The following is a 16,892-nucleotide window of genomic DNA, read 5'->3' as shown; positions in this document are numbered from 1 at the left end:
CGAATGAGGCGGCCCGGCGCGGCTCGGTCGGGTTTCGCGACGTGCCTGGCATCAGGATTCCTGCTGTGCGCGTTGCAGGCGGGCGCCAGCGCCCAGGCCCCGGCTGGCGCAGCGCCCGGCGCGCCGCAGGCAGCCGAAGCGGTTGCACCCGTTGCGGCGCGCCCGAAGATCGGGCTGGTGCTTTCCGGCGGCGGCGCACGCGGGGCCGCGCATGTCGGAGTACTGAAGGTGCTGGAGGAACTGCGTATTCCGATCGACTACATCGCTGGCACCAGCATGGGCTCGATCGTCGGCGGTGCCTACGCCTCGGGCACCCCAGTGGCCGAGATGGAGGCGGTGCTGGGCAAGCTGAGCACCGCTGCGCTGATGGTCGACAGCCCGGATCGTATCGACCAGCCGATCCGGCGCCGCCGGGACGACTTCGCGCCGTACATCGGCCCCGAGTTCGGCGTCCGGGGCGGTTCGCTGCGCCTGCCGCGTGGTGCGGTGTCCGGCGTGGCCCTGGAAGCCGTGCTTCGCCGCCTGGTCCGGGCGCGTGGCATCGACCAGTTCGACCGGCTGCCGATCCCGTTCCGTGCGATCGCCACCGACATCGAGAACGGCGAGCGCGTGGTGCTGTCCAGCGGCGAACTGGCCGGTGCCATGCGGGCGAGCATGGCCGTGCCGGGGCTGGTCGCCCCGGCCGAGATCGGCGGGCGCCTGCTGATCGACGGCGGACTCACGCGCAACCTTCCGGTCGATGTCGTTCGGGCGATGGGTGCCGACATCGTGATCGCGGTCAACCTGGGCACGCCGCTGCTGCGCCGGGACCAGCTCGATGGGCTGCTGGGTGTCAGCGTGCAGATGCTGGGCATCCTGACCGAACAGAACGTACGCGCCTCGCTGGCGGAACTGCGCCCGCAGGACATATTGATCGAGCCCCAACTCGGGGACTACTCGGCCGGCGACTTCGACAACATGGAGAAGACGGTGCCGATCGGCGTGGCTGCGGCACGCCTTGCGGCGGCACGCCTGCAGGAACTGGCACTGTCGCCGCAGGCCTATGCCGCGCTGCGCAGGGCGCAGTCGACGCAGGTGCTGGTCGACCGCCGGCCGATCGACGAGATCCGGATCGAGGGCCTGTCGCGCGTGAACCCGGTGGTGGTCGCCAATGCGCTCGATACCAAGGTGGGTCGTCCGGTCGACCAGGCGGTGCTCGACGCCGACCTGCGGCGCGTGTTCGGACGGGGCGAGTTCGAGCACGTCCGCTACAGCCTGCTGGACGAGCCCGGCCGGCGGGTGCTGTCGATCCGCGCGCCGGAGCGGTCATGGGGGCCGCAGTACCTGCGCTTCGGCCTGGGCCTGTCCAGCGATCTTCAGGGCGAAAGCTATTTCAACCTGCTCGGCAGCTACCGTCGGGAATGGATCAACGCGCTCGGTGCGGAATGGCGTACCGATGTCCAGCTGGGCCACGACAACCGCTTCGTGTCCGAGTTCTACCAGCCGCTGACCGTCGAGCAGTGGCTGTTCGTCGCGCCGCGGGTGGAGGTCATCCGGCGGCCGATGCCGCTGTTCCGCGGCGACATCCGCGTCGGACGCCTCGACGAGTCGGTGGAGCGCGTGGCGCTGGACGTCGGCAGCCAGTTCAGCCGCCACGCGGAAGCCCGGATCGGCGTGCTGGCCGGGCAGAAGCGGCTGGCCGTGGACACCGGTGCGATCCTGCTGCCGCCGTCGCTGAGCACGTTCAATGAAGGCGCGTTCACTGGCCGCGTCCTGGTCGACCGGCTGGACAGCGCGCGCTTCACGCGCAGTGGCTACAGCGCGGCGCTGAACCTTTTCGGCTCGCGTACCGCGCTCGGCGCCGATGCTGGCTACACGCGATTCGATGTCGACCTGCTCGGTGCGGCCTCGGGCGGCGCACATACTTTCCAGCTGGGCCTGCGCAGCAGCGGGGCAGTCGGCAGCTCGCCGCTGCCGCTGAACGACCTGGTGCAATGGGGCGGCTTCCAGCAGCAGTCGGGATATAGTGCCGGGCAGCTGCTCGGCCAGGGGCTCGACTACGGGCGCGTCACCTACCTCAACCAGCTGATCAAGCGCGGGCTGCTCGAAGGTGCCTATGTCGGTGCATCGCTCGAAGCCGGAAAGATTCGCGGGGCGCAGTTCGCGGAGTCGCCGTCCGGCCTGCTCGTCTCCGGCTCGCTGTTCGTCGCGATGGATACCGTGCTCGGTCCGGTGTACCTGGCGTGGGGGCGGGCGCGCGACGGCAACAGCTCTTTCTACCTTTACCTCGGCCGGCCGTGAGCGTGTCCGACGGGATGGCCGGGCGCAGTGGCTGCGCGGGTCGCCGGGCCTGGCGGGCCTCGGCAGCACGGGCTGGCATTACAATGAGCAGATGAAGCTCTCCGTCCTCGACCAGTCCCCGATCATCAGCGGCTGCACGCCGGCGCAGGCCATTGCCGAGACGATCGCTCTTGCCCGGGCGGCGGAGTCGCTGGGCTATTCTCGATACTGGCTGGCCGAACATCATTCTACCCAGGCGCTCGCCGATCCCTGCCCCGAGATACTGGTCGGGCGGGTGGCGGCGGCGACCTCGACGATCCGCGTCGGCACTGGCGGGGTGCTGCTGCCCTACTACAGCGCGCTGAAGGTGGCCGAGCAGTTCCGGATGCTCGAGGCGTTGTTCCCCGGGCGGATCGACCTGGGCATCGGGCGTGCGCCCGGCAGCGACCAGCGCACGGCGATCGCGGTCGGTGGCGGGCGCTATCCCACCGCCGAGGAATTCCCGCAGCAGGTGGTCGACCTGGTCGGTTTCCTGGACCGCACGCTGCCCGCCGAGCATCCGTTCGCGCGCGTCACCGCCCAGCCTGCGGGCGAGGGCTCGCCGGAGGTTTGGCTGCTCGGTTCCTCCGATTACAGCGGTGCGCTGGCCGCGCACCTCGGGCTGCGATTCTCTTTCGCGCACTTCATCAGCGCGCATGGCGGTGAGGCGGTGATGAACGCCTACCGCGAACGTTATCGCGCGTCGCCGCGCGAGGCCGCGCCGCACGCGATGCTCACCGTTTTCGCGGTCTGTGCCCCGACCGATGCCGAGGCCGACCGCCTCGCCGGGTCGATCGACCTGCGCCGGCTGCGCATGCAGCAGGGCATCAACCTGCCGGTGCCCTCACAGGCCGAGGCGGACGGCTATGCCTACAGCGCACCCGAGCGTGCCGTGGTTGCGCGCAACCGTGCCCGTACCCTGATCGGCTCTCCGCAGCGGCTTCGGCGCGAAATGCTGGCTCTGGCCGACACGTTCTGTGCCGATGAACTGATGATCCTCACCATTACCGGCGACTATGCCACCCGGCGCCGTTCTTATGAACTGATCGCCGAGGCGTTCGACCTGCAACGGACGGCATCGACTGCCGTGGCCGCCTGATGTCCGTCCCGGCCGTGGCATCGTGCAGGCTGCCCAGGTGAGGCGGGTGTACTCGGCCGGCGACATCGTCGATGCACGGTTGCTCGCCGATGCGCTTGCCGACGTGCAGATCCAGACGCACCTCTTCAACGCCAGCGCGGTCGGCGCGATGGGTGACCTGCCGTTCGGCGAGACGTGGCCGGAAGTCTGGATCGCCGACGAGCGAGACCTCGCGCGCGCGCGCGCGGTCGTCGCTGCGCACGCGGCACGGCGAGCCGCCATCGGCAGCGTTCATTGCGGCGCGTGCGGCGAGGATAGCCCGTCGAATTTCGGCTGCTGCTGGAGTTGCGGCGCGGATATCGCGCCGGAGGACGACCATCGGGTCGCCAGCGCGCCCGGAGACCTTCATTGAGCGTGCCGGGTATCACGGTGATCGGCGCGGGCATCGTCGGCGTTGCGGTGGCGAGCTACCTGCGGCGCGACGGCCACGCGGTCACGCTGGTCGATCGTGGCCCCCCGGGCGAGTTCACGTCGATGGGCAACGCCGGTATCCTCAGTCCGGGCTCGGTGGTGCCGGTCGGCATGCCGGGCGTGCTGAAGAAGGTGCCCCAGTGGCTCACCGACCCGGCGGCCCCGCTTTCCGTCAAATGGGGTTACCTGCCGCAGGCGGCGCCGTGGCTGTGGCGCTTCATCCGTTCCAGCCGGCGTGAACGCGTCGAGGAGATTGCCGATGCGCTGCGCCCGCTGCTGGGAGGCACTTTCGAGGCATACCGTACGCTGACGCACGCAGCCGGCTGCACCGACCTGATCAACCAGTCGGGCTACATCGCGGTGTACGAGACCGATGCCGCCTACCGGGCCGATGCGCTTGCATGGCAACTGCGGCGCGACCGCGGTGTGAAGGTGATCGAACTCGACGCAGCGCAGATCCGCGAGCACGACCCCGACCTGGCGCCGATCTACGTGCGCGGCGTGCTGCTGCCAGAGCAGGGCCATGTCGCGAATCCGCTGTGGCTGACCCGGCGGCTGTTCGACCATTTCATCGCGTCCGGGGGCGATTACCTGCAGCGTGATGTGTCGGGCTTCGACCTGTCCGGAGGACGGGTGGCGGCACTGGCGACCACCAGCGGCCCGCTTCCGGTCGACCGCGTCGTGCTGGCGGCCGGTGTGTTCTCGGCACGGCTGGCGGCCCGGCTCGGCACGCATGTGCCGCTGGAATCGCAGCGTGGCTACCACGTCCACTTCCCGGAGCCCGGCATCTCGCCGCGGACCCCCGTGATGTCCGGCGAATTCAAGTTCTTCACCACGCCGATGGTCGATGGTCTGCGCAATGCCGGCACGGTCGAGATCGCCGGCCTCGCTGCGCCGCCGACGCAGGCCCGCATCGACGCGCTGGTACGCCATACGAAGCGGATGTACCCGGGCGCGCGGCTGGACGGCATGAGCACCTGGATGGGCCATCGGCCCTGCACCCCTGATTCGCTGCCGGTTATCGGGCGCTCGCGGCAATTCGGCAATGTCTACTTTGCCTTCGGTCATGGTCACACCGGATTGTGCGGCGGCGCGCCGACTGGCCGGCTGATGGCCGACCTGGTCGCCGGACGACCACCGTGCATCGATCCTGCCCCGTACAGCCCGGAGCGCTTCTGACCGTCCCCTGACTCGAAGGGGCGGTACAACGACGATCGGCTGTTGCCTCGCTGACCGGGCGCACCGTCAACGGGCGCGGTGGGCGCGGGCCGCACCACCGGCATGCATCGAATGGTGCCTTGACGTTTCGCGTGGGAAGCGCGGCAGCGCGCTGCGCAGCACGCGCGGCATGGACGCCTTCAACGGCAAGGACGGTGCCTTGGCATGGGGTTTGCAAGCAGCAGGGCAAACGAACCCGGAGGAGAAGCACGTCGGGCTTTTCGGAGTGACTGATGAAGTGGTCGACATGAACTACAGCGAATGCTTGAAGCAGATGGCTGGTGAAGCCGACCTGCCACGGGACATGGCGGATTGGGAAGCCGAGACGGTCTTCGCTGCGATGCTCGATGGCGGCGTGCCGGAACTCGAACTGGGCGCGATGCTCGCCATGCTGCACCAGAAAGGCGAGTCGGCGAGCGAAATGCTGGGCTTCGGCCGTGCGCTGGCCCAGCGCGTCGTGCGGCTCGAGCGCGTGCATGAGTCGGTGCTGCCGGTGGTGCTGCCGAGCTACAGCGGTTCCAGCGAAGAACCCAACCTGCTGCCGCTGCTGGCGCTGCTGTTGCAACGGTTCAATGTGCCCGTGCTGATCCACGGCACGCTGAACCGGGAGGGCAGCGTGTCGGCCGCGTACGTGCTGCGTGAACTCGGCATCATGCCCAGCATCGGTGCCGAACAGGCGCAGGCGGAACTCGCCACGCGCGGCATCGCGTTCATGCCTGGCGGTGCGCTTGCCCCCGGGCTGGCGACGCTGATGTCCCTGCAGGCCCGGCTCGGCGTGCGCAGCGTCGCCCACCTGATGGCCAAGCTGGTGTCGCCGTTTCCCGATGGCTGCCTGCGCGTGATCGGCGCCAGCCATCCCGGCTATCTCTCGAAGCTGCAGCAGTACTTCCTCGCGTCCGGTGAAGTGGCGATGCTGCTCGAGGGCATGGGTGGCGAGCCGTTCGCCAACCCGCACCGGCGCCCGCGCATCGAACTGTACGATGGGGGCATGTGCAACGTGCTGTTCGAGGCCGAGGCCGAACCGACGCGATCGCTCGGCAGCGTGCCGCGGTCCTCCGCCCCGGCGGTCACCGCGCAGTGGATCCGGGCTGCGCTTGCCGGCAAGGTGCCGCTGCCGATGCCGCTGATCAACCAGCTGGCCTGCTGCCTCTACGCGACCGGATACACCTCCGACATGAACCAGGCGAAGGCGCTGGTGGCGGTCGAGGCGGGCAGCCTCGTCGCTGCCTGATATGGCTGCCTGAGGTGGCTGACCGAGGCAGGTAACGGTCAGGCACGATGTTACGCTTGCGCTCCCCTTGCGACTGTCCGTGAAAGGCGATCGATGAGCACAGCAGGCATGAAGGCAGGTCCTCACTATGAACCGTTCGGCTGGCACCAGTGGCCGGAGGACTTCTGGTTTTCGTACCAGTTCCGGCGCGGACTCGGCGAGACCCAGGAAGGCGGCGGTGCGGTCAGCGAATGCTTCCAGACCGCGAGCCGGATCAAGCCGCTCGACCCCGAGAGCTGGTTCGCAGAGTGGACGATCACCGCGAAGCGCAACCATGTGCGCGGCGACGAGGCGGCTGCGAACGGGCATGTGCGCACCGCGATGAACTGCTGGCTGCGCGCGGCGAACTACTATCGGCAGGCCGAGTTCTGGCTGGCGGGGGAGGATCCGCGCCGCCTGCAGACCTTCACCGAGGGCGAACGCTGCTCGCACCAGTTCCTGCGCCACCTCGACCCGCCCGGCGAAGTGGTGGACATCCCGTACGAGCCGGGCAAGCCGCTGCCGGCCTACTTCATCCGTTCGCCGCACGGTGCCGCGAAGCAGCCGGTACTGATCTCGTTCGGGGGCATCGACTCGTTCAAGGACGAACTGTGGTTCATGACCGGCCACGGCGCCCTGCAGCGCGGCATCTCGGTGCTGCTGGTCGATGGTCCGGGCCAGGGTGGGGCGCTTCGCCGCCACGGCCTGCGCACCCGGCACGACTATGAAGTGCCGGTCGGCAAGTGCATCGACTGGCTGGAAGGGCGCAGCGACATCGACCCGTCGCGCATCGCGGTCAGTGGTTCCAGCCTCGGTGGCTACTATGCCGCCCGCGCCGGCGCGAAGGAGCCGCGCCTCGCCGCGGCGATTTCCCACAACGCCATCTGGAGTGTCCACCAGCGGTTCGGCGAGCGCGGGGAAGACCACGGGCTGGCGGGCCACATGAAATGGATCACCGGCACCCGGTCGATGGCCGAGGCGACCGAGTACGTGCGCGCGTTCGTGCTCGAAGGCGTGCTCGATTCCATGCGCTGTCCCTACCTGGTCATCCATGGCGGGCACGACGTGCTCGGCGTCGAGAACGCGCGCACCGTGTACGACTACGCGCGGTCGAAGGGTATCGATGCGACGCTGCGGCTGGTCACCGCGGACGAGACCGGCGCCGAGCATTGCCAGCACGACAACCCGACGATCGGCCAGGAACTGATGCTCGACTGGCTGTGCGACCGCTTCGGCATCGACCAGCGCAGGTTGCGCTTTACCGCGAGCTGAGCGTGACAGGCGCGGCAGTGGCGGTCGGCAGACCGGCGCCACCGCCGCGTCACCAGGGCGGGCTCAACGGCCCTTCCCTGCCTTGTCCAGCCCCAGGATCCGGTCGCCGGCCTTGATGCCCCGCTGCGCGAACCAGCCGCGATTCATCTCGAGTGCGTAAAGAGCCTCGCCGTCCGACGGATGGCCGTCGGTCGTGAACGGCATCATGTCGCGGATGTTGAGGATCGTACCCTTTGCGTCGACGAAGGCGATCGACAGCGGGAGCGGGGTATTCTTCATCCAGAAGGACTGCCGCTGCGCCGCGGGAAACACGAACAGCATCCCTTCGTTGTCCTTGAGGTCGTATCGGAACATCAGGCCGCGTTCGCGGGTATCCGGGCTCGCCGCCACCTCGGCGACCAGCGTATGCCGGCCGATCGAGAGGGGCAGGGTCGGCAGTCTGGGCTGTGCCTGGCCCTGCGCGAACGTGCTGCCGGCCAGTGCGAACCAGAACAGAAACAGAAGGAAGGTGGCGCCATGAAACAGTCGGTACATCGTTCGCTCCTCCCCGCTCGCGCGGATGGGTTCTGGTTGTCCCGGGGCTGCGTGGCCGGTCTTTCCGCCAGCCTGGCCGCTACCCTTGCAGCGTCGGCACTGAGCTTCGCGCATGCCGCCGCGCCCTGGCCGGCCCGCCCGATTCGCATCGTGGTGACTTTCCCGCCCGGCGGTGCCAGCGACATTGTCGCACGGCTGATTTCGAGCCAGATGGCCGAGCGCGTCGGGCAGACGGTGGTGGTCGACAACCGGCCCGGTGCCGGCGGCACGCTGGGCGCCACGATCACCGCGCAGGCCCAGCCGGACGGCCATACGCTAGTGCTATCGAACACGGCCCCGTTCTCGGTGTCGCCGTTCATCTATCCGTCCGTGCGCTATGACCCGGTGAAGGGTTTCACGCACATCGCATCGATCGGTGCGGTTCCGAACGTGATCGCGGTGTCCAATGCGCTCGGCGTGAAGAACGTCGCCGATCTGGTCGCGGTTGCACGCAGCGGCCGGACGCTCAACTACGGGTCGAGCGGCGCCGGTTCGGTCGGGCATGTCGTCGGCGAACTGTTCCAGCGGCAGTTCAAGGTGACGATGACCCATGTGCCGTACAAGGGCGCGGCGCCGATGCTGGTCGATCTGCTCGCCAACCAGATTCCACTCGCGTTCGATACCCTGCCGCAGAGCCTGCCGCATGCCCAGCGCGGGGCGCTGCGCATCCTGGCGGTGACCTCGGCTAAGCGGGTCGGCGCGGCGCCGGAAATCCCCGCGGTCGGAGAACTCGGCTACCCGTCGCTGGTGGCGGAGAACTGGCTCGGGCTATCCGGTCCGACCGGTATCCCGGCACCGGTGGTCGAGGCACTGCACCGCACGGTGGGCGAAGTGATCGGCCTGCCGCAGGTGTCCGCACGCATGGACGAACTGGGCATCGTGCGCCGGCCGATGACTGCCGTGGGCTTCGCGGCATTCGTCGCGGCGGAAGTGGGGGCCTGGCAGCCGGTACTGAAGGCTGCCGGGATTCGCACTGAATGAGTACCTGTGGCGAGCCGGTGCAGCGGGTACCGGTATTCATGTTCGGATGGCCGGGGCGCGGCAGCTTCAATGCTTCGGCGGCCGCGGCGGTCGATCGGTTGCGCGAGCCGCTCGCCGCCGAGGGCATTGCGATCGTCCCCTGCTGGCGGCAGGCCTTCGATGTGCCGGAACGCATTGCCGCGATCGCTGACGTGCTGGCCGACGGGCCGCCGCTGGTGGTGGTGCACGGGGGGCAGGGCGATGCGCCGGTCGCCCGCCTCGCGCCGCTGCATCCGGCCGTGCGCTTCGCGGTCACCCAGGGCTCGGTCACCGGCGCGAACGTCGCCAGCTACGAGGTCAGGCAGGAGGAATCCGCGTTCCTGGCCGGCGTGCTCGCCGCGCGCGCGACGCGAACCGGGATCGTGGCGCATCTGTCGGGAGAGCGCGTGCGTCCCGGCCTGCTCGGGCGCGCGGCGTTCGTCGCCGGCGTGCAGGCGGAGGCACCCGGCATGCCGGTGCTGACCGCCTTCTGCGGCCACCAGCACGAGCCGGCGCTGGCCCATAGGTGGGCCAGTGCGATGTTCGATGCAGGCGCGGACATCCTGTTCACGATGCTCGATGGCGGCCGTCCCGGTGCGATCGATGCCTGCCGCGAGCGCGGCACCGCGCTGATCGGCAACGTCGAAGACTGGACGCTGCGTGAGCCGCAAGTCTGCATCGCGTCGGCGATCGCCGACAGCGGCTGGGGCATCGCACGCGCGGTCGACGACTGGCGTACCGGACGCTTTCCCGCGGGCACCCATGTGCGCGTCGGTCTCGCCGACCCGTCGGTGGTGCGGCTGGTCATCGCGCTGCGGTTGCAGGCGGCGCATGGCGCCGCCGTCGCTGCGCACGCGGCTGCGCTCGTGCAGGGGCGCTGCACCCTGCCGCAAGATTACAATGGTGCCGAGTTCGAGTTGCCGCCACCGGGCTGAGCCGATCCGTTGCACGGTCCGGTCCGGTTGCTGTAGTAGCCGTCGCTGTCGTAACTGTCGCTGTCGTAACTGGTGCAGGAGCCTTGCATGATCCGTCGTCCGTCGTTCCCCCGATCGCCCGCCACTGCCGTGCGCTTCCTCGTTTTCCAAGGTCTCGCCGTCGGCTTCGCCGCCGGCACCGGAACCGTCATGGCGGCCGCACCCTCCGGCCCGGGCGGCTATCCGAACCGTGCGATCCGGATGGTGGTGCCGTTCGCGCCCGGTGGCGCAACCGACATCCTTGCCCGGATCACCGGTGCGCGGCTGACCGAGGTCTGGGGGCAGACGGTGGTCATCGACAACCGCCCCGGTGCCGGCGGCACGATCGGGGCGGCGATCGCCGCAAAGTCGAACCCGGATGGCTACACGCTGGTGATGGGTACCAACGCCTCGCATGCGATCGCGCCCAGCCTGTACCCGAAGCTTCCGTACTCGCCGCTGAAGGATTTCGCGCCGATCACGCTGGTGGCCAACGTGCCGCAGGCGCTGATGGTCCACCCCTCGCTGCCGGTGAAGGATGTCAAGGAACTGATCGCCTATGCCAAGGGCAAGCCGGGCGCGCTCAACTACAGTTCGGCCGGCACCGGCACGCCGGGCCACCTCGGGCTGGAACTGTTCCAGATGATGAGCGGCACCAAGATGGTCCATGTGCCATTCTCCGGCGGGGCACCGGGCCTTGCCGCGCTGGTCGGCGGCCAGGTACAGGTGATGGCCGACAACATGAATTCGGCGCTGCCGATGATCAAGTCGGGCAAGGTACGCGCGATCGCGGTGACCACCGCGCAGCGCTCCGTGGCGCTGCCCGACACGTCCACCGTGGCCGAGCAGGCACTGCCCGGATTCGATTCCGGATCGTGGTTCGGCCTGTTCGCACCGGCTGGCACCCCGAAAGACATCGTCGCCGCGCTGAACGCAGAAGTCGTGAAGATGCTGAAGGCACCCGATGTGCGCGAGCGCATGCTGCAGCAGGGCGCAGAACCGGCCCCGACCACGCCGGCCCAGTTCGAACAGCTGGTGCGAAGCGACATTGCGCGCTGGGCCAAGGTGATCCAGGTGTCGGGTACCAAGGTGGATTGAGCGCCTCGCCCGCCTTGGTCGTCCGCAGCCCTCGGCCCACGACTGGCGCAGCAGGCCGCGCCGCCTCTGCTACGATCGCGCCTGTCCCAGCATGGAGAAACCAGTAATGGCGAACAAATCAGCAACCGGTACCAGCAAGTCCGTGGTGAAGAAGGCTGCGGTGAAGAAAACCGCAACTGCCCGCAAGGTCGGTCCGAAGGGCATGACATTCTGCACGCTGGCCGGCCGCGACGGCATGACCCTGGGCGTGCGCACCGGCAAGGGCATCCTCGACGTGGCGAAGGCGGCGGAACTGTTCCGCGTCAAGGCGCCCACGACGATCCACCAGGTGATGGAGGGTGCCGACTGCGCGCCGCTGGTGAAGCTGGTCGAGAAGGCCACCAGCGACGCGCGTGGCAAGTCGGTGCTGGTCAGCGAGGCGAAGGCGAAGTTCGGCCCGGCTGTGCCCAACCCGGAGAAGATCATCTGCGTCGGCCTGAACTACCGCCAGCACGCAGCCGAAACCGGCAGTGCGATTCCGCCGGTGCCGCTGCTCTTCAACAAGTTCAACAACGCGCTGACCGGCCATCGCTCGACGGTGAAGCTGCCGAGCAAGGTCGACAGGCAGTTCGACTACGAAGTCGAACTGGTGATCGTGATCGGCAAGACCGCACGCGACGTCAGCGAGGCGGATGCACTCAAGTACGTGTTCGGCTACGCCAACGGCAACGACCTGTCGGCGCGCGGCCTGCAGCGAGCGACCAGCCAGTTCATGCTGGGCAAGATCCCTGACGGCTTCGCGCCGCTCGGCCCGTGGGTGGTGAGCGCGGACCAGATCAAGGACCCGAACAACCTCGCGATCCAGACCTGGGTGAACGGCAAGATCCGCCAGGACCTGAACACGTCCGACATGATCTACGACTGCAAGACGATCATCAGCTACTGCTCCAGGCACATGACGCTGAAGCCGGGCGACATCATCTACACCGGCACGCCGCAGGGCGTGATCCTCGGCTACCCGAAGGACAAGCAGAAGTGGCTGAAGGCCGGAGACCGGGTGAAGACGGTCGTCGAACAGCTGGGCGAGCTGGAAGTCACGCTGGCCTGACCTGGATCCGGCGCCGGCGTGCCGAAGGGCGCGCCAGCGCCGGGCTTGTTGTGGATACGGCGGGCCTCAGGGCCGCCGCCTGAACGGAGGAGCATTCCGATGAGTCTCACCGCCGAAGCACTGGGCAACGAATTCCGTGGCTACCTCGAAGCCGAGCCGGGGCCGAAAGGGCGCGAGAAGGTGCGCGACCGCCTGAAGCAGGTCCTGACCGACGCCGAGTTCGTCTCGAAGTATCTGCGCGAAGACACGAAGGAACGCGAGATCCTGTACGAAGACCCGAAGCTGGGCTTCTGCATTCTCGCCCACCACTACCGCGGTCCGAAGGACAGCCCTCCGCACGACCATGGCCCGTCATGGGCCATCTACGGCCAGGCGAAGGGCGAGACGCTGATGAACGACTACCAGTTGCTCGAGGCGGCCTCGGAAGACACGCCCGGCAAAGTGAAGAAGACCCGCAGCTATCCGCTGACCCCGGGCATCGCGCATGTGTACAACGAAGGCGACCTGCATTCGCCCCACCGTACGGCCTCGACGCACCTGATCCGCATCGAAGGCATGAACATGGAGAAAGTGCGCCGTCTGAAGTACCAGGCGGTCTGACGCGGCGTCTGCGTTTCATGCCGGTGGCCGCGGTCGCCGGCGTGAAGCGTGCTCAGCCGCGGCCGGTACTGCCGAAACCACCCGCGCCGCGTTCGCTCTGGTCGAACGACTCGACGACCTCGAACGCCACCTGCACCACCGGCACGACCACCAGTTGCGCGATGCGCTCCATCGGCTCGAGCGTGAACGCGGCATTGCCGCGATTCCACAGCGACACGAACACCTGGCCCTGGTAATCGGAGTCGATAAGCCCCACCAGGTTGCCCAGCACGATGCCGTGCTTGTGCCCGAGGCCGGACCGTGGCAGCACCATCGCGGCCAGCCCGGTGTCGGCCAGGTGCATCGCGATCCCGGTGGGGATGAGTTCGGTGCGCCCGGGCTCGACCACCATCGTCTCCGCTATGCAGGCACGCAGGTCGAGGCCGGCCGAGCCGGCAGTCGCGTAGGCGGGCAGCTGGCTGCGCAACCGGTCGTCGAGGATGCGCAGCGCTACGGTGGGACGGGAGATTGGAGCGGTCATCGGGGCTGGTAGAGCTTCGAGATATGGGCGATCAGCATGCGTGCCTGCTCGAGCTTCGACGCGCGCGGCAGCGGATGGCGTCCGTCGTCGTCGAACAGCACGAGTTCATTGTCGTCCGCGCCGAAGGCCGTCTGCACGAAGTTCGCGGCGAGCAGCGGGAGGTTCTTGCGGCGCCGCTTGGCCTCGGCGAATTCGTCGAGGTTCTCGCTCTCGGCCGCGAAGCCGACGCAGAACGGCGGATCGGGGAGGGCGCTCACGCTGGCGAGGATGTCCGGGTTCGGCGCGAGTTCGAGCGTGAGGATATGTGCATCCTTCTTGATCTTCTGGTCGCTCGGGTTGAGGACATGGTAGTCGGCGACCGCGGCGACGCTCACGAAGATGTCGGCATCGGGTACGAAGGCATTCACCGTGGCGAGCATGTCCTGCGCGCTGGAGACCTGCGCAAAGCGCGCCACCGGCGGCGCGTCGAGCGAGGTGGGGCCACTGACCAGGGTGACCTCGGCGCCGGCCTCCCAGGCGGCACGCGCGATGGCGTAGCCCATCTTGCCCGAACTGAGGTTTGTGATCGCCCTGACCGCATCGATGCGTTCGAATGTCGGGCCGGCGGTGACCAGCACCCGCAGGCCGTTCAGCGTCTTGGTGGTGAACGACCGTACGACGCGCTCTGCGAGCTGTGCCGGCTCGAGCATGCGGCCCATGCCGATCTCACCGCAGGCCTGGTCGCCCGCGGCCGGGCCCCATATCTCGATGCCGTCGTCGAGCAGGCGCGCGATGTTGCGCCGCGTTGCCGGGTTCTCCCACATCTGGCGGTTCATCGCCGGGGCGACGGCAAGCGGGCAGTCGCGCGCGAGGCACAGCGTCGACAGCAGGTCATCGCACAGTCCGTTGGCGAGCTTCGCGATGAAGTCCGCCGACGCCGGCGCGATCAGCACCAACCCCTTGTCGCGCGAGAGCTCGATATGGGCCATGTTGTTCGGCACACGCGGATCCCAGGCGTCGTGCCAGACGGGCCGGCCTGATACCGCCTGCAGCGTGACCGGGGTGACGAACTGGCGTGCCGCCTCGGTCATCACGACGTCGACCTCGTTACCCTGCCCGACCAGCAGGCGCACCAGTTCGGCGGTCTTGTAGGCGGCAATGCCGCCGGTGATGCCAAGCAGCAGGCGGTCGACGCGGGGAGGGTTCATGGGCCGGGCGGTAGCAGGGAGGGCAGCGGTGGGGCAACGGTGGGGGCAGCGCGCAGGGTGGGCCGGTGCCCGTGAGGCCGCGCAAGGGATTGTTTCTACGGGGATCGGGCCGATCCCGCGGGCGCATCCCACCCGCCGGCGCCGTAGTGTAGCGCTTCCGCAGTTGCCCGCACCCGGTGGACACGTCCGATGGAAATGCCATGACTCCGATCAAGCAATGGCCGAGCGGCGAACGGCCGCGCGAGAAACTGCTCGCACGCGGCGCCGACGCCCTGTCCGATGCCGAACTGCTGGCCATCCTGCTGCGCCACGGGGTGCGCGGGCATACAGCGCTCGACCTCGCACGCGACCTGATCAACCGCTTCGGCAGCATCGGCCGCCTGGTGCTCGCCGACGAGTGCAGCTTCTGCGCGGCGCCGGGGCTGGGCCCGGCCCGCTTCGTCGAAATGCAGGCGATGGTGGCGGTCGTGCGGCGGATGCTGCAGGAGACGCTGCGTACCTCCAGCGTGCTCGATTCGCCGCAGCAGGTGCGCGACTACCTGAAGCTCAGCCTCGCCGGGCGCGAATACGAAGTGTTCGTCGCGGTGTTCCTCGACACCCAGCATCGGGTCCTGATCGACAGCGAACTGTTCCGCGGTACGCTGTCGCAGACCAGTGTCTATCCGCGCGAGGTGGTGAAGGCCGCGCTGGCCTCCAATGCAGCGGCGGTGATTTTCGCGCACAACCATCCGTCCGGAATAGCAGAGCCGAGCCGGTCCGACGAAATGCTGACGCGCGCGCTGAAGGACGCGCTGGCGCTGGTCGACGTGCGCGTGCTCGACCACTTCGTCGTCGCACGCGGCGGCGTGGTGTCGTTCGCGGAGCGGGGGCTGATCTGACCGCCGCGCATGGGCTTGCCCATGCCGGCTCGCCCGTGCTATAAACACCGGCTTTCGGTTCGATGCCTGTGCCTTGCCAGAGGACGGCGCGAGCCCTCATTCCTACCCCTGTCATCCCGGTCTGCCGGGCAGGCATCCGGTGTCCGCTTGCGGCATCGGCGTGCAGCACCGGCGCAGGCGGGATCCAAACATCGTATCGAGGTCGTCATGTCACGCGTCTGTCAGGTCACCGGAAAGAAGCCGATCGGCGGGAACCATGTGTCCCACGCCAACAACAAGACCAAGCGCCGGTTTCTCCCGAACCTGCACTACCGCCGGTTCTGGGTCGAGAGCCAGAACCGCTGGGTGCGGTTGCGCGTCAGCGGTGCCGGCCTGCGCACGATCGACAAGAACGGCATCGAAGCCGTGCTGGCAGACCTCGCCGCCCGCGGCGAAGTGATCTGAATTCCCGCCACCAGGAGACCTGACCATGCGTGACAAGATCAAGCTCGAATCCTCCGCCGGAACGGGCCACTTCTACACCACGACGAAGAACAAGCGCACGACGACCGAGAAGATCGAGATGAAGAAGTTCGATCCGGTCGCACGCAAGCACGTGATGTACAAGGAAACGAAGCTGAAGTGACAGGCCCGGGCACGCGACTCGCGTCGCTGCCCCAGTGACTCACAGTGTGCACACCTGAAACGGTGGACATGGCCCTGCCAAAAATGCCAGGCTCATCCACCGTTTTTTCTTGACCGACCGTCCGGAGACTCTTGCCATGGAACACACCCTGCCCGCCCTGCCGTACGCGATGGATGCACTCGCCCCGCACATCTCGAAGGAGACCTTCGAGTACCACTACGGCAAGCATCACGCGGCCTATGTGACCAACCTGAACAACCTGATCAAGGGCACCGAGTTCGAGTCGATGGGGCTCGAGGACATCATCCGCAAGTCGAGCGGTGGCGTGTTCAACAACTCGGCGCAGGTCTGGAACCACACGTTCTTCTGGAATTCGATGAAGCCGGCCGGTGGCGGTGCACCGTCGGGCGCGCTGGCAGCAGCGATCGACAAGAAGTTCGGTTCGTACGACGGATTCAAGGACGCGTTCACCAAGAGCGCGGTGGGCAACTTCGGTGCCGGCTGGACCTGGCTGGTTAAGAAGGCCGACGGTTCGGTCGACATCGTCAATACCAGCAACGCCGGCACACCCCTGACCACTGGCGACAAGGCCCTGCTGACGATCGACGTGTGGGAACACGCGTACTACATCGACTACCGCAATGCCCGTCCGAAGTTCGTCGAGACGTTCCTGTCCGGCCTGGTCAACTGGTCGTTCGCCGAGAAGAATTTCGGCTGATCGCCCCGCCGCAGCATCGAACGCCCCGGCCGGAAACGACCGGGGCGTTCTGCATTCTGGCGTTGCAT

At 67.9% G+C, this 16,892-nt stretch carries 18 protein-coding genes; 15 read left to right on the top strand and 3 right to left on the bottom strand.

Going from position 1 to position 16,892, the window contains the following annotated elements; genetic code table 11:
• Nucleotides 1-3 precede the first annotated feature (3 nt).
• From ING98_03290 to ING98_03265, 6 genes are all read left to right on the top strand, one after another.
• Entirely contained in the window at nucleotides 4-2,280 is a 2,277-nt protein-coding gene (locus ING98_03290; GenBank protein ID MCA3100872.1) for a patatin-like phospholipase family protein, read from the top strand.
• A 91-nt stretch (nucleotides 2,281-2,371) separates the two neighbouring features.
• On the top strand, nucleotides 2,372-3,397 hold the full coding sequence (locus ING98_03285) for an LLM class flavin-dependent oxidoreductase (protein MCA3100871.1): 1,026 nt from the start codon (nucleotides 2,372-2,374) through the stop codon (nucleotides 3,395-3,397).
• Between the two features lie 37 nt (nucleotides 3,398-3,434).
• Nucleotides 3,435-3,788 (top strand): DUF2007 domain-containing protein, encoded by a 354-nt coding sequence (locus tag ING98_03280; GenBank protein MCA3100870.1) that lies wholly within the window; start codon nucleotides 3,435-3,437, stop codon nucleotides 3,786-3,788.
• Nucleotides 3,785-5,026 carry an FAD-dependent oxidoreductase gene (locus tag ING98_03275; protein MCA3100869.1) on the top strand — a complete coding sequence of 414 codons (1,242 nt, stop codon included), beginning with the start codon at nucleotides 3,785-3,787 and terminating at the stop codon, nucleotides 5,024-5,026. The genes ING98_03280 and ING98_03275 overlap by 4 nt, the downstream gene beginning before the upstream one ends.
• 286 nt (nucleotides 5,027-5,312) lie before the next feature.
• Nucleotides 5,313-6,296 carry a DNA-binding protein YbiB gene (gene ybiB / locus ING98_03270; GenBank protein MCA3100868.1) on the top strand — a complete coding sequence of 328 codons (984 nt, stop codon included), beginning with the start codon at nucleotides 5,313-5,315 and terminating at the stop codon, nucleotides 6,294-6,296.
• 93 nt (nucleotides 6,297-6,389) lie between these two features.
• The gene (locus ING98_03265; protein MCA3100867.1) at nucleotides 6,390-7,586 is read left to right on the top strand and encodes a prolyl oligopeptidase family serine peptidase; all 1,197 of its coding nucleotides are present in this window, start codon (nucleotides 6,390-6,392) and stop codon (nucleotides 7,584-7,586) included.
• Nucleotides 7,587-7,649: 63 nt separating this feature from the next.
• Here the strand turns inward: ING98_03265 and ING98_03260 are convergent, their stop codons facing one another.
• On the bottom strand, nucleotides 7,650-8,120 hold the full coding sequence (locus ING98_03260) for a DUF192 domain-containing protein (protein ID MCA3100866.1): 471 nt from the start codon (nucleotides 8,118-8,120) through the stop codon (nucleotides 7,650-7,652).
• Here ING98_03260 and ING98_03255 point away from each other — a divergent pair.
• The 5 genes from ING98_03255 to ING98_03235 all read left to right on the top strand — a co-directional run bounded on the left by ING98_03255 (nucleotide 8,103) and on the right by ING98_03235 (nucleotide 12,896).
• Nucleotides 8,103-9,140: a tripartite tricarboxylate transporter substrate binding protein gene (locus tag ING98_03255; protein MCA3100865.1), complete on the top strand. Its 1,038-nt coding sequence runs from the start codon at nucleotides 8,103-8,105 to the stop codon at nucleotides 9,138-9,140. The genes ING98_03260 and ING98_03255 overlap by 18 nt on opposite strands.
• Nucleotides 9,137-10,093: a BMP family ABC transporter substrate-binding protein gene (locus tag ING98_03250; GenBank protein ID MCA3100864.1), complete on the top strand. Its 957-nt coding sequence runs from the start codon at nucleotides 9,137-9,139 to the stop codon at nucleotides 10,091-10,093. Before ING98_03255 ends, ING98_03250 begins: the two co-directional genes overlap by 4 nt.
• A gap of 87 nt (nucleotides 10,094-10,180) precedes the next feature.
• Nucleotides 10,181-11,209, top strand: coding sequence for a tripartite tricarboxylate transporter substrate binding protein (locus ING98_03245; protein ID MCA3100863.1), 1,029 nt, complete (start codon nucleotides 10,181-10,183; stop codon nucleotides 11,207-11,209).
• A 202-nt stretch (nucleotides 11,210-11,411) separates the two neighbouring features.
• On the top strand, nucleotides 11,412-12,296 hold the full coding sequence (locus ING98_03240) for a fumarylacetoacetate hydrolase family protein (GenBank protein ID MCA3100862.1): 885 nt from the start codon (nucleotides 11,412-11,414) through the stop codon (nucleotides 12,294-12,296).
• Between the two features lie 99 nt (nucleotides 12,297-12,395).
• The gene (locus ING98_03235) at nucleotides 12,396-12,896 is read left to right on the top strand and encodes a hypothetical protein (protein MCA3100861.1); all 501 of its coding nucleotides are present in this window, start codon (nucleotides 12,396-12,398) and stop codon (nucleotides 12,894-12,896) included.
• A gap of 52 nt (nucleotides 12,897-12,948) precedes the next feature.
• Here the strand turns inward: ING98_03235 and dut are convergent, their stop codons facing one another.
• Nucleotides 12,949-13,416, bottom strand: a complete 468-nt coding sequence (gene dut, locus ING98_03230; GenBank protein ID MCA3100860.1) for a dUTP diphosphatase — start codon at nucleotides 13,414-13,416, stop codon at nucleotides 12,949-12,951.
• Nucleotides 13,413-14,603, bottom strand: coding sequence for a bifunctional phosphopantothenoylcysteine decarboxylase/phosphopantothenate--cysteine ligase CoaBC (gene coaBC, locus ING98_03225; protein ID MCA3100859.1), 1,191 nt, complete (start codon nucleotides 14,601-14,603; stop codon nucleotides 13,413-13,415). The genes dut and coaBC overlap by 4 nt, the downstream gene beginning before the upstream one ends.
• 200 nt (nucleotides 14,604-14,803) lie before the next feature.
• Here coaBC and radC point away from each other — a divergent pair, with 200 nt between their 5' ends.
• From radC to ING98_03205, 4 genes are all read left to right on the top strand, one after another.
• The gene (radC, locus tag ING98_03220) at nucleotides 14,804-15,481 is read left to right on the top strand and encodes a DNA repair protein RadC (protein MCA3100858.1); all 678 of its coding nucleotides are present in this window, start codon (nucleotides 14,804-14,806) and stop codon (nucleotides 15,479-15,481) included.
• A gap of 207 nt (nucleotides 15,482-15,688) precedes the next feature.
• Complete coding sequence (gene rpmB / locus ING98_03215; GenBank protein ID MCA3100857.1) at nucleotides 15,689-15,925, top strand: 50S ribosomal protein L28; 237 nt, start codon at nucleotides 15,689-15,691, stop codon at nucleotides 15,923-15,925.
• Between the two features lie 25 nt (nucleotides 15,926-15,950).
• Nucleotides 15,951-16,106, top strand: coding sequence for a 50S ribosomal protein L33 (gene rpmG / locus ING98_03210; protein MCA3100856.1), 156 nt, complete (start codon nucleotides 15,951-15,953; stop codon nucleotides 16,104-16,106).
• A 136-nt stretch (nucleotides 16,107-16,242) separates the two neighbouring features.
• A complete protein-coding gene (locus ING98_03205; protein ID MCA3100855.1) occupies nucleotides 16,243-16,824 on the top strand; it encodes a superoxide dismutase [Fe] in 582 nt (193 codons plus the stop codon).
• Nucleotides 16,825-16,892 lie beyond the last annotated feature (68 nt).

This window comes from Rhodocyclaceae bacterium, from assembly GCA_020248265.1.
Classification (GTDB): Bacteria; Pseudomonadota; Gammaproteobacteria; order Burkholderiales; family CAIKXV01; genus CAIKXV01.
Note: the sequence above shows the minus strand (reverse complement) of the source record. Positions and strands in the feature narration are given on the sequence as shown.

Bases quoted from the DNA above. Each gene is read 5' to 3' on its own strand.
- ING98_03290 (MCA3100872.1), top strand. From the start codon at position 4: ATGAGGCGGCCCGGCGCGGCTCGGTCGGGTTTCGCGACGTGCCTGGCA.
- ING98_03285 (MCA3100871.1), top strand. From the start codon at position 2,372: ATGAAGCTCTCCGTCCTCGACCAGTCCCCGATCATCAGCGGCTGCACG.
- ybiB (MCA3100868.1), top strand. From the start codon at position 5,313: ATGAACTACAGCGAATGCTTGAAGCAGATGGCTGGTGAAGCCGACCTG.
- ING98_03265 (MCA3100867.1), top strand. From the start codon at position 6,390: ATGAGCACAGCAGGCATGAAGGCAGGTCCTCACTATGAACCGTTCGGC.
- ING98_03255 (MCA3100865.1), top strand. From the start codon at position 8,103: ATGAAACAGTCGGTACATCGTTCGCTCCTCCCCGCTCGCGCGGATGGG.
- ING98_03260 (MCA3100866.1), bottom strand. From the start codon at position 8,120: ATGTACCGACTGTTTCATGGCGCCACCTTCCTTCTGTTTCTGTTCTGG.
- ING98_03250 (MCA3100864.1), top strand. From the start codon at position 9,137: ATGAGTACCTGTGGCGAGCCGGTGCAGCGGGTACCGGTATTCATGTTC.
- ING98_03245 (MCA3100863.1), top strand. From the start codon at position 10,181: ATGATCCGTCGTCCGTCGTTCCCCCGATCGCCCGCCACTGCCGTGCGC.
- ING98_03240 (MCA3100862.1), top strand. From the start codon at position 11,412: ATGACATTCTGCACGCTGGCCGGCCGCGACGGCATGACCCTGGGCGTG.
- ING98_03235 (MCA3100861.1), top strand. From the start codon at position 12,396: ATGAGTCTCACCGCCGAAGCACTGGGCAACGAATTCCGTGGCTACCTC.
- dut (MCA3100860.1), bottom strand. From the start codon at position 13,416: ATGACCGCTCCAATCTCCCGTCCCACCGTAGCGCTGCGCATCCTCGAC.
- coaBC (MCA3100859.1), bottom strand. From the start codon at position 14,603: ATGAACCCTCCCCGCGTCGACCGCCTGCTGCTTGGCATCACCGGCGGC.
- radC (MCA3100858.1), top strand. From the start codon at position 14,804: ATGACTCCGATCAAGCAATGGCCGAGCGGCGAACGGCCGCGCGAGAAA.
- rpmB (MCA3100857.1), top strand. From the start codon at position 15,689: ATGTCACGCGTCTGTCAGGTCACCGGAAAGAAGCCGATCGGCGGGAAC.
- rpmG (MCA3100856.1), top strand. From the start codon at position 15,951: ATGCGTGACAAGATCAAGCTCGAATCCTCCGCCGGAACGGGCCACTTC.
- ING98_03205 (MCA3100855.1), top strand. From the start codon at position 16,243: ATGGAACACACCCTGCCCGCCCTGCCGTACGCGATGGATGCACTCGCC.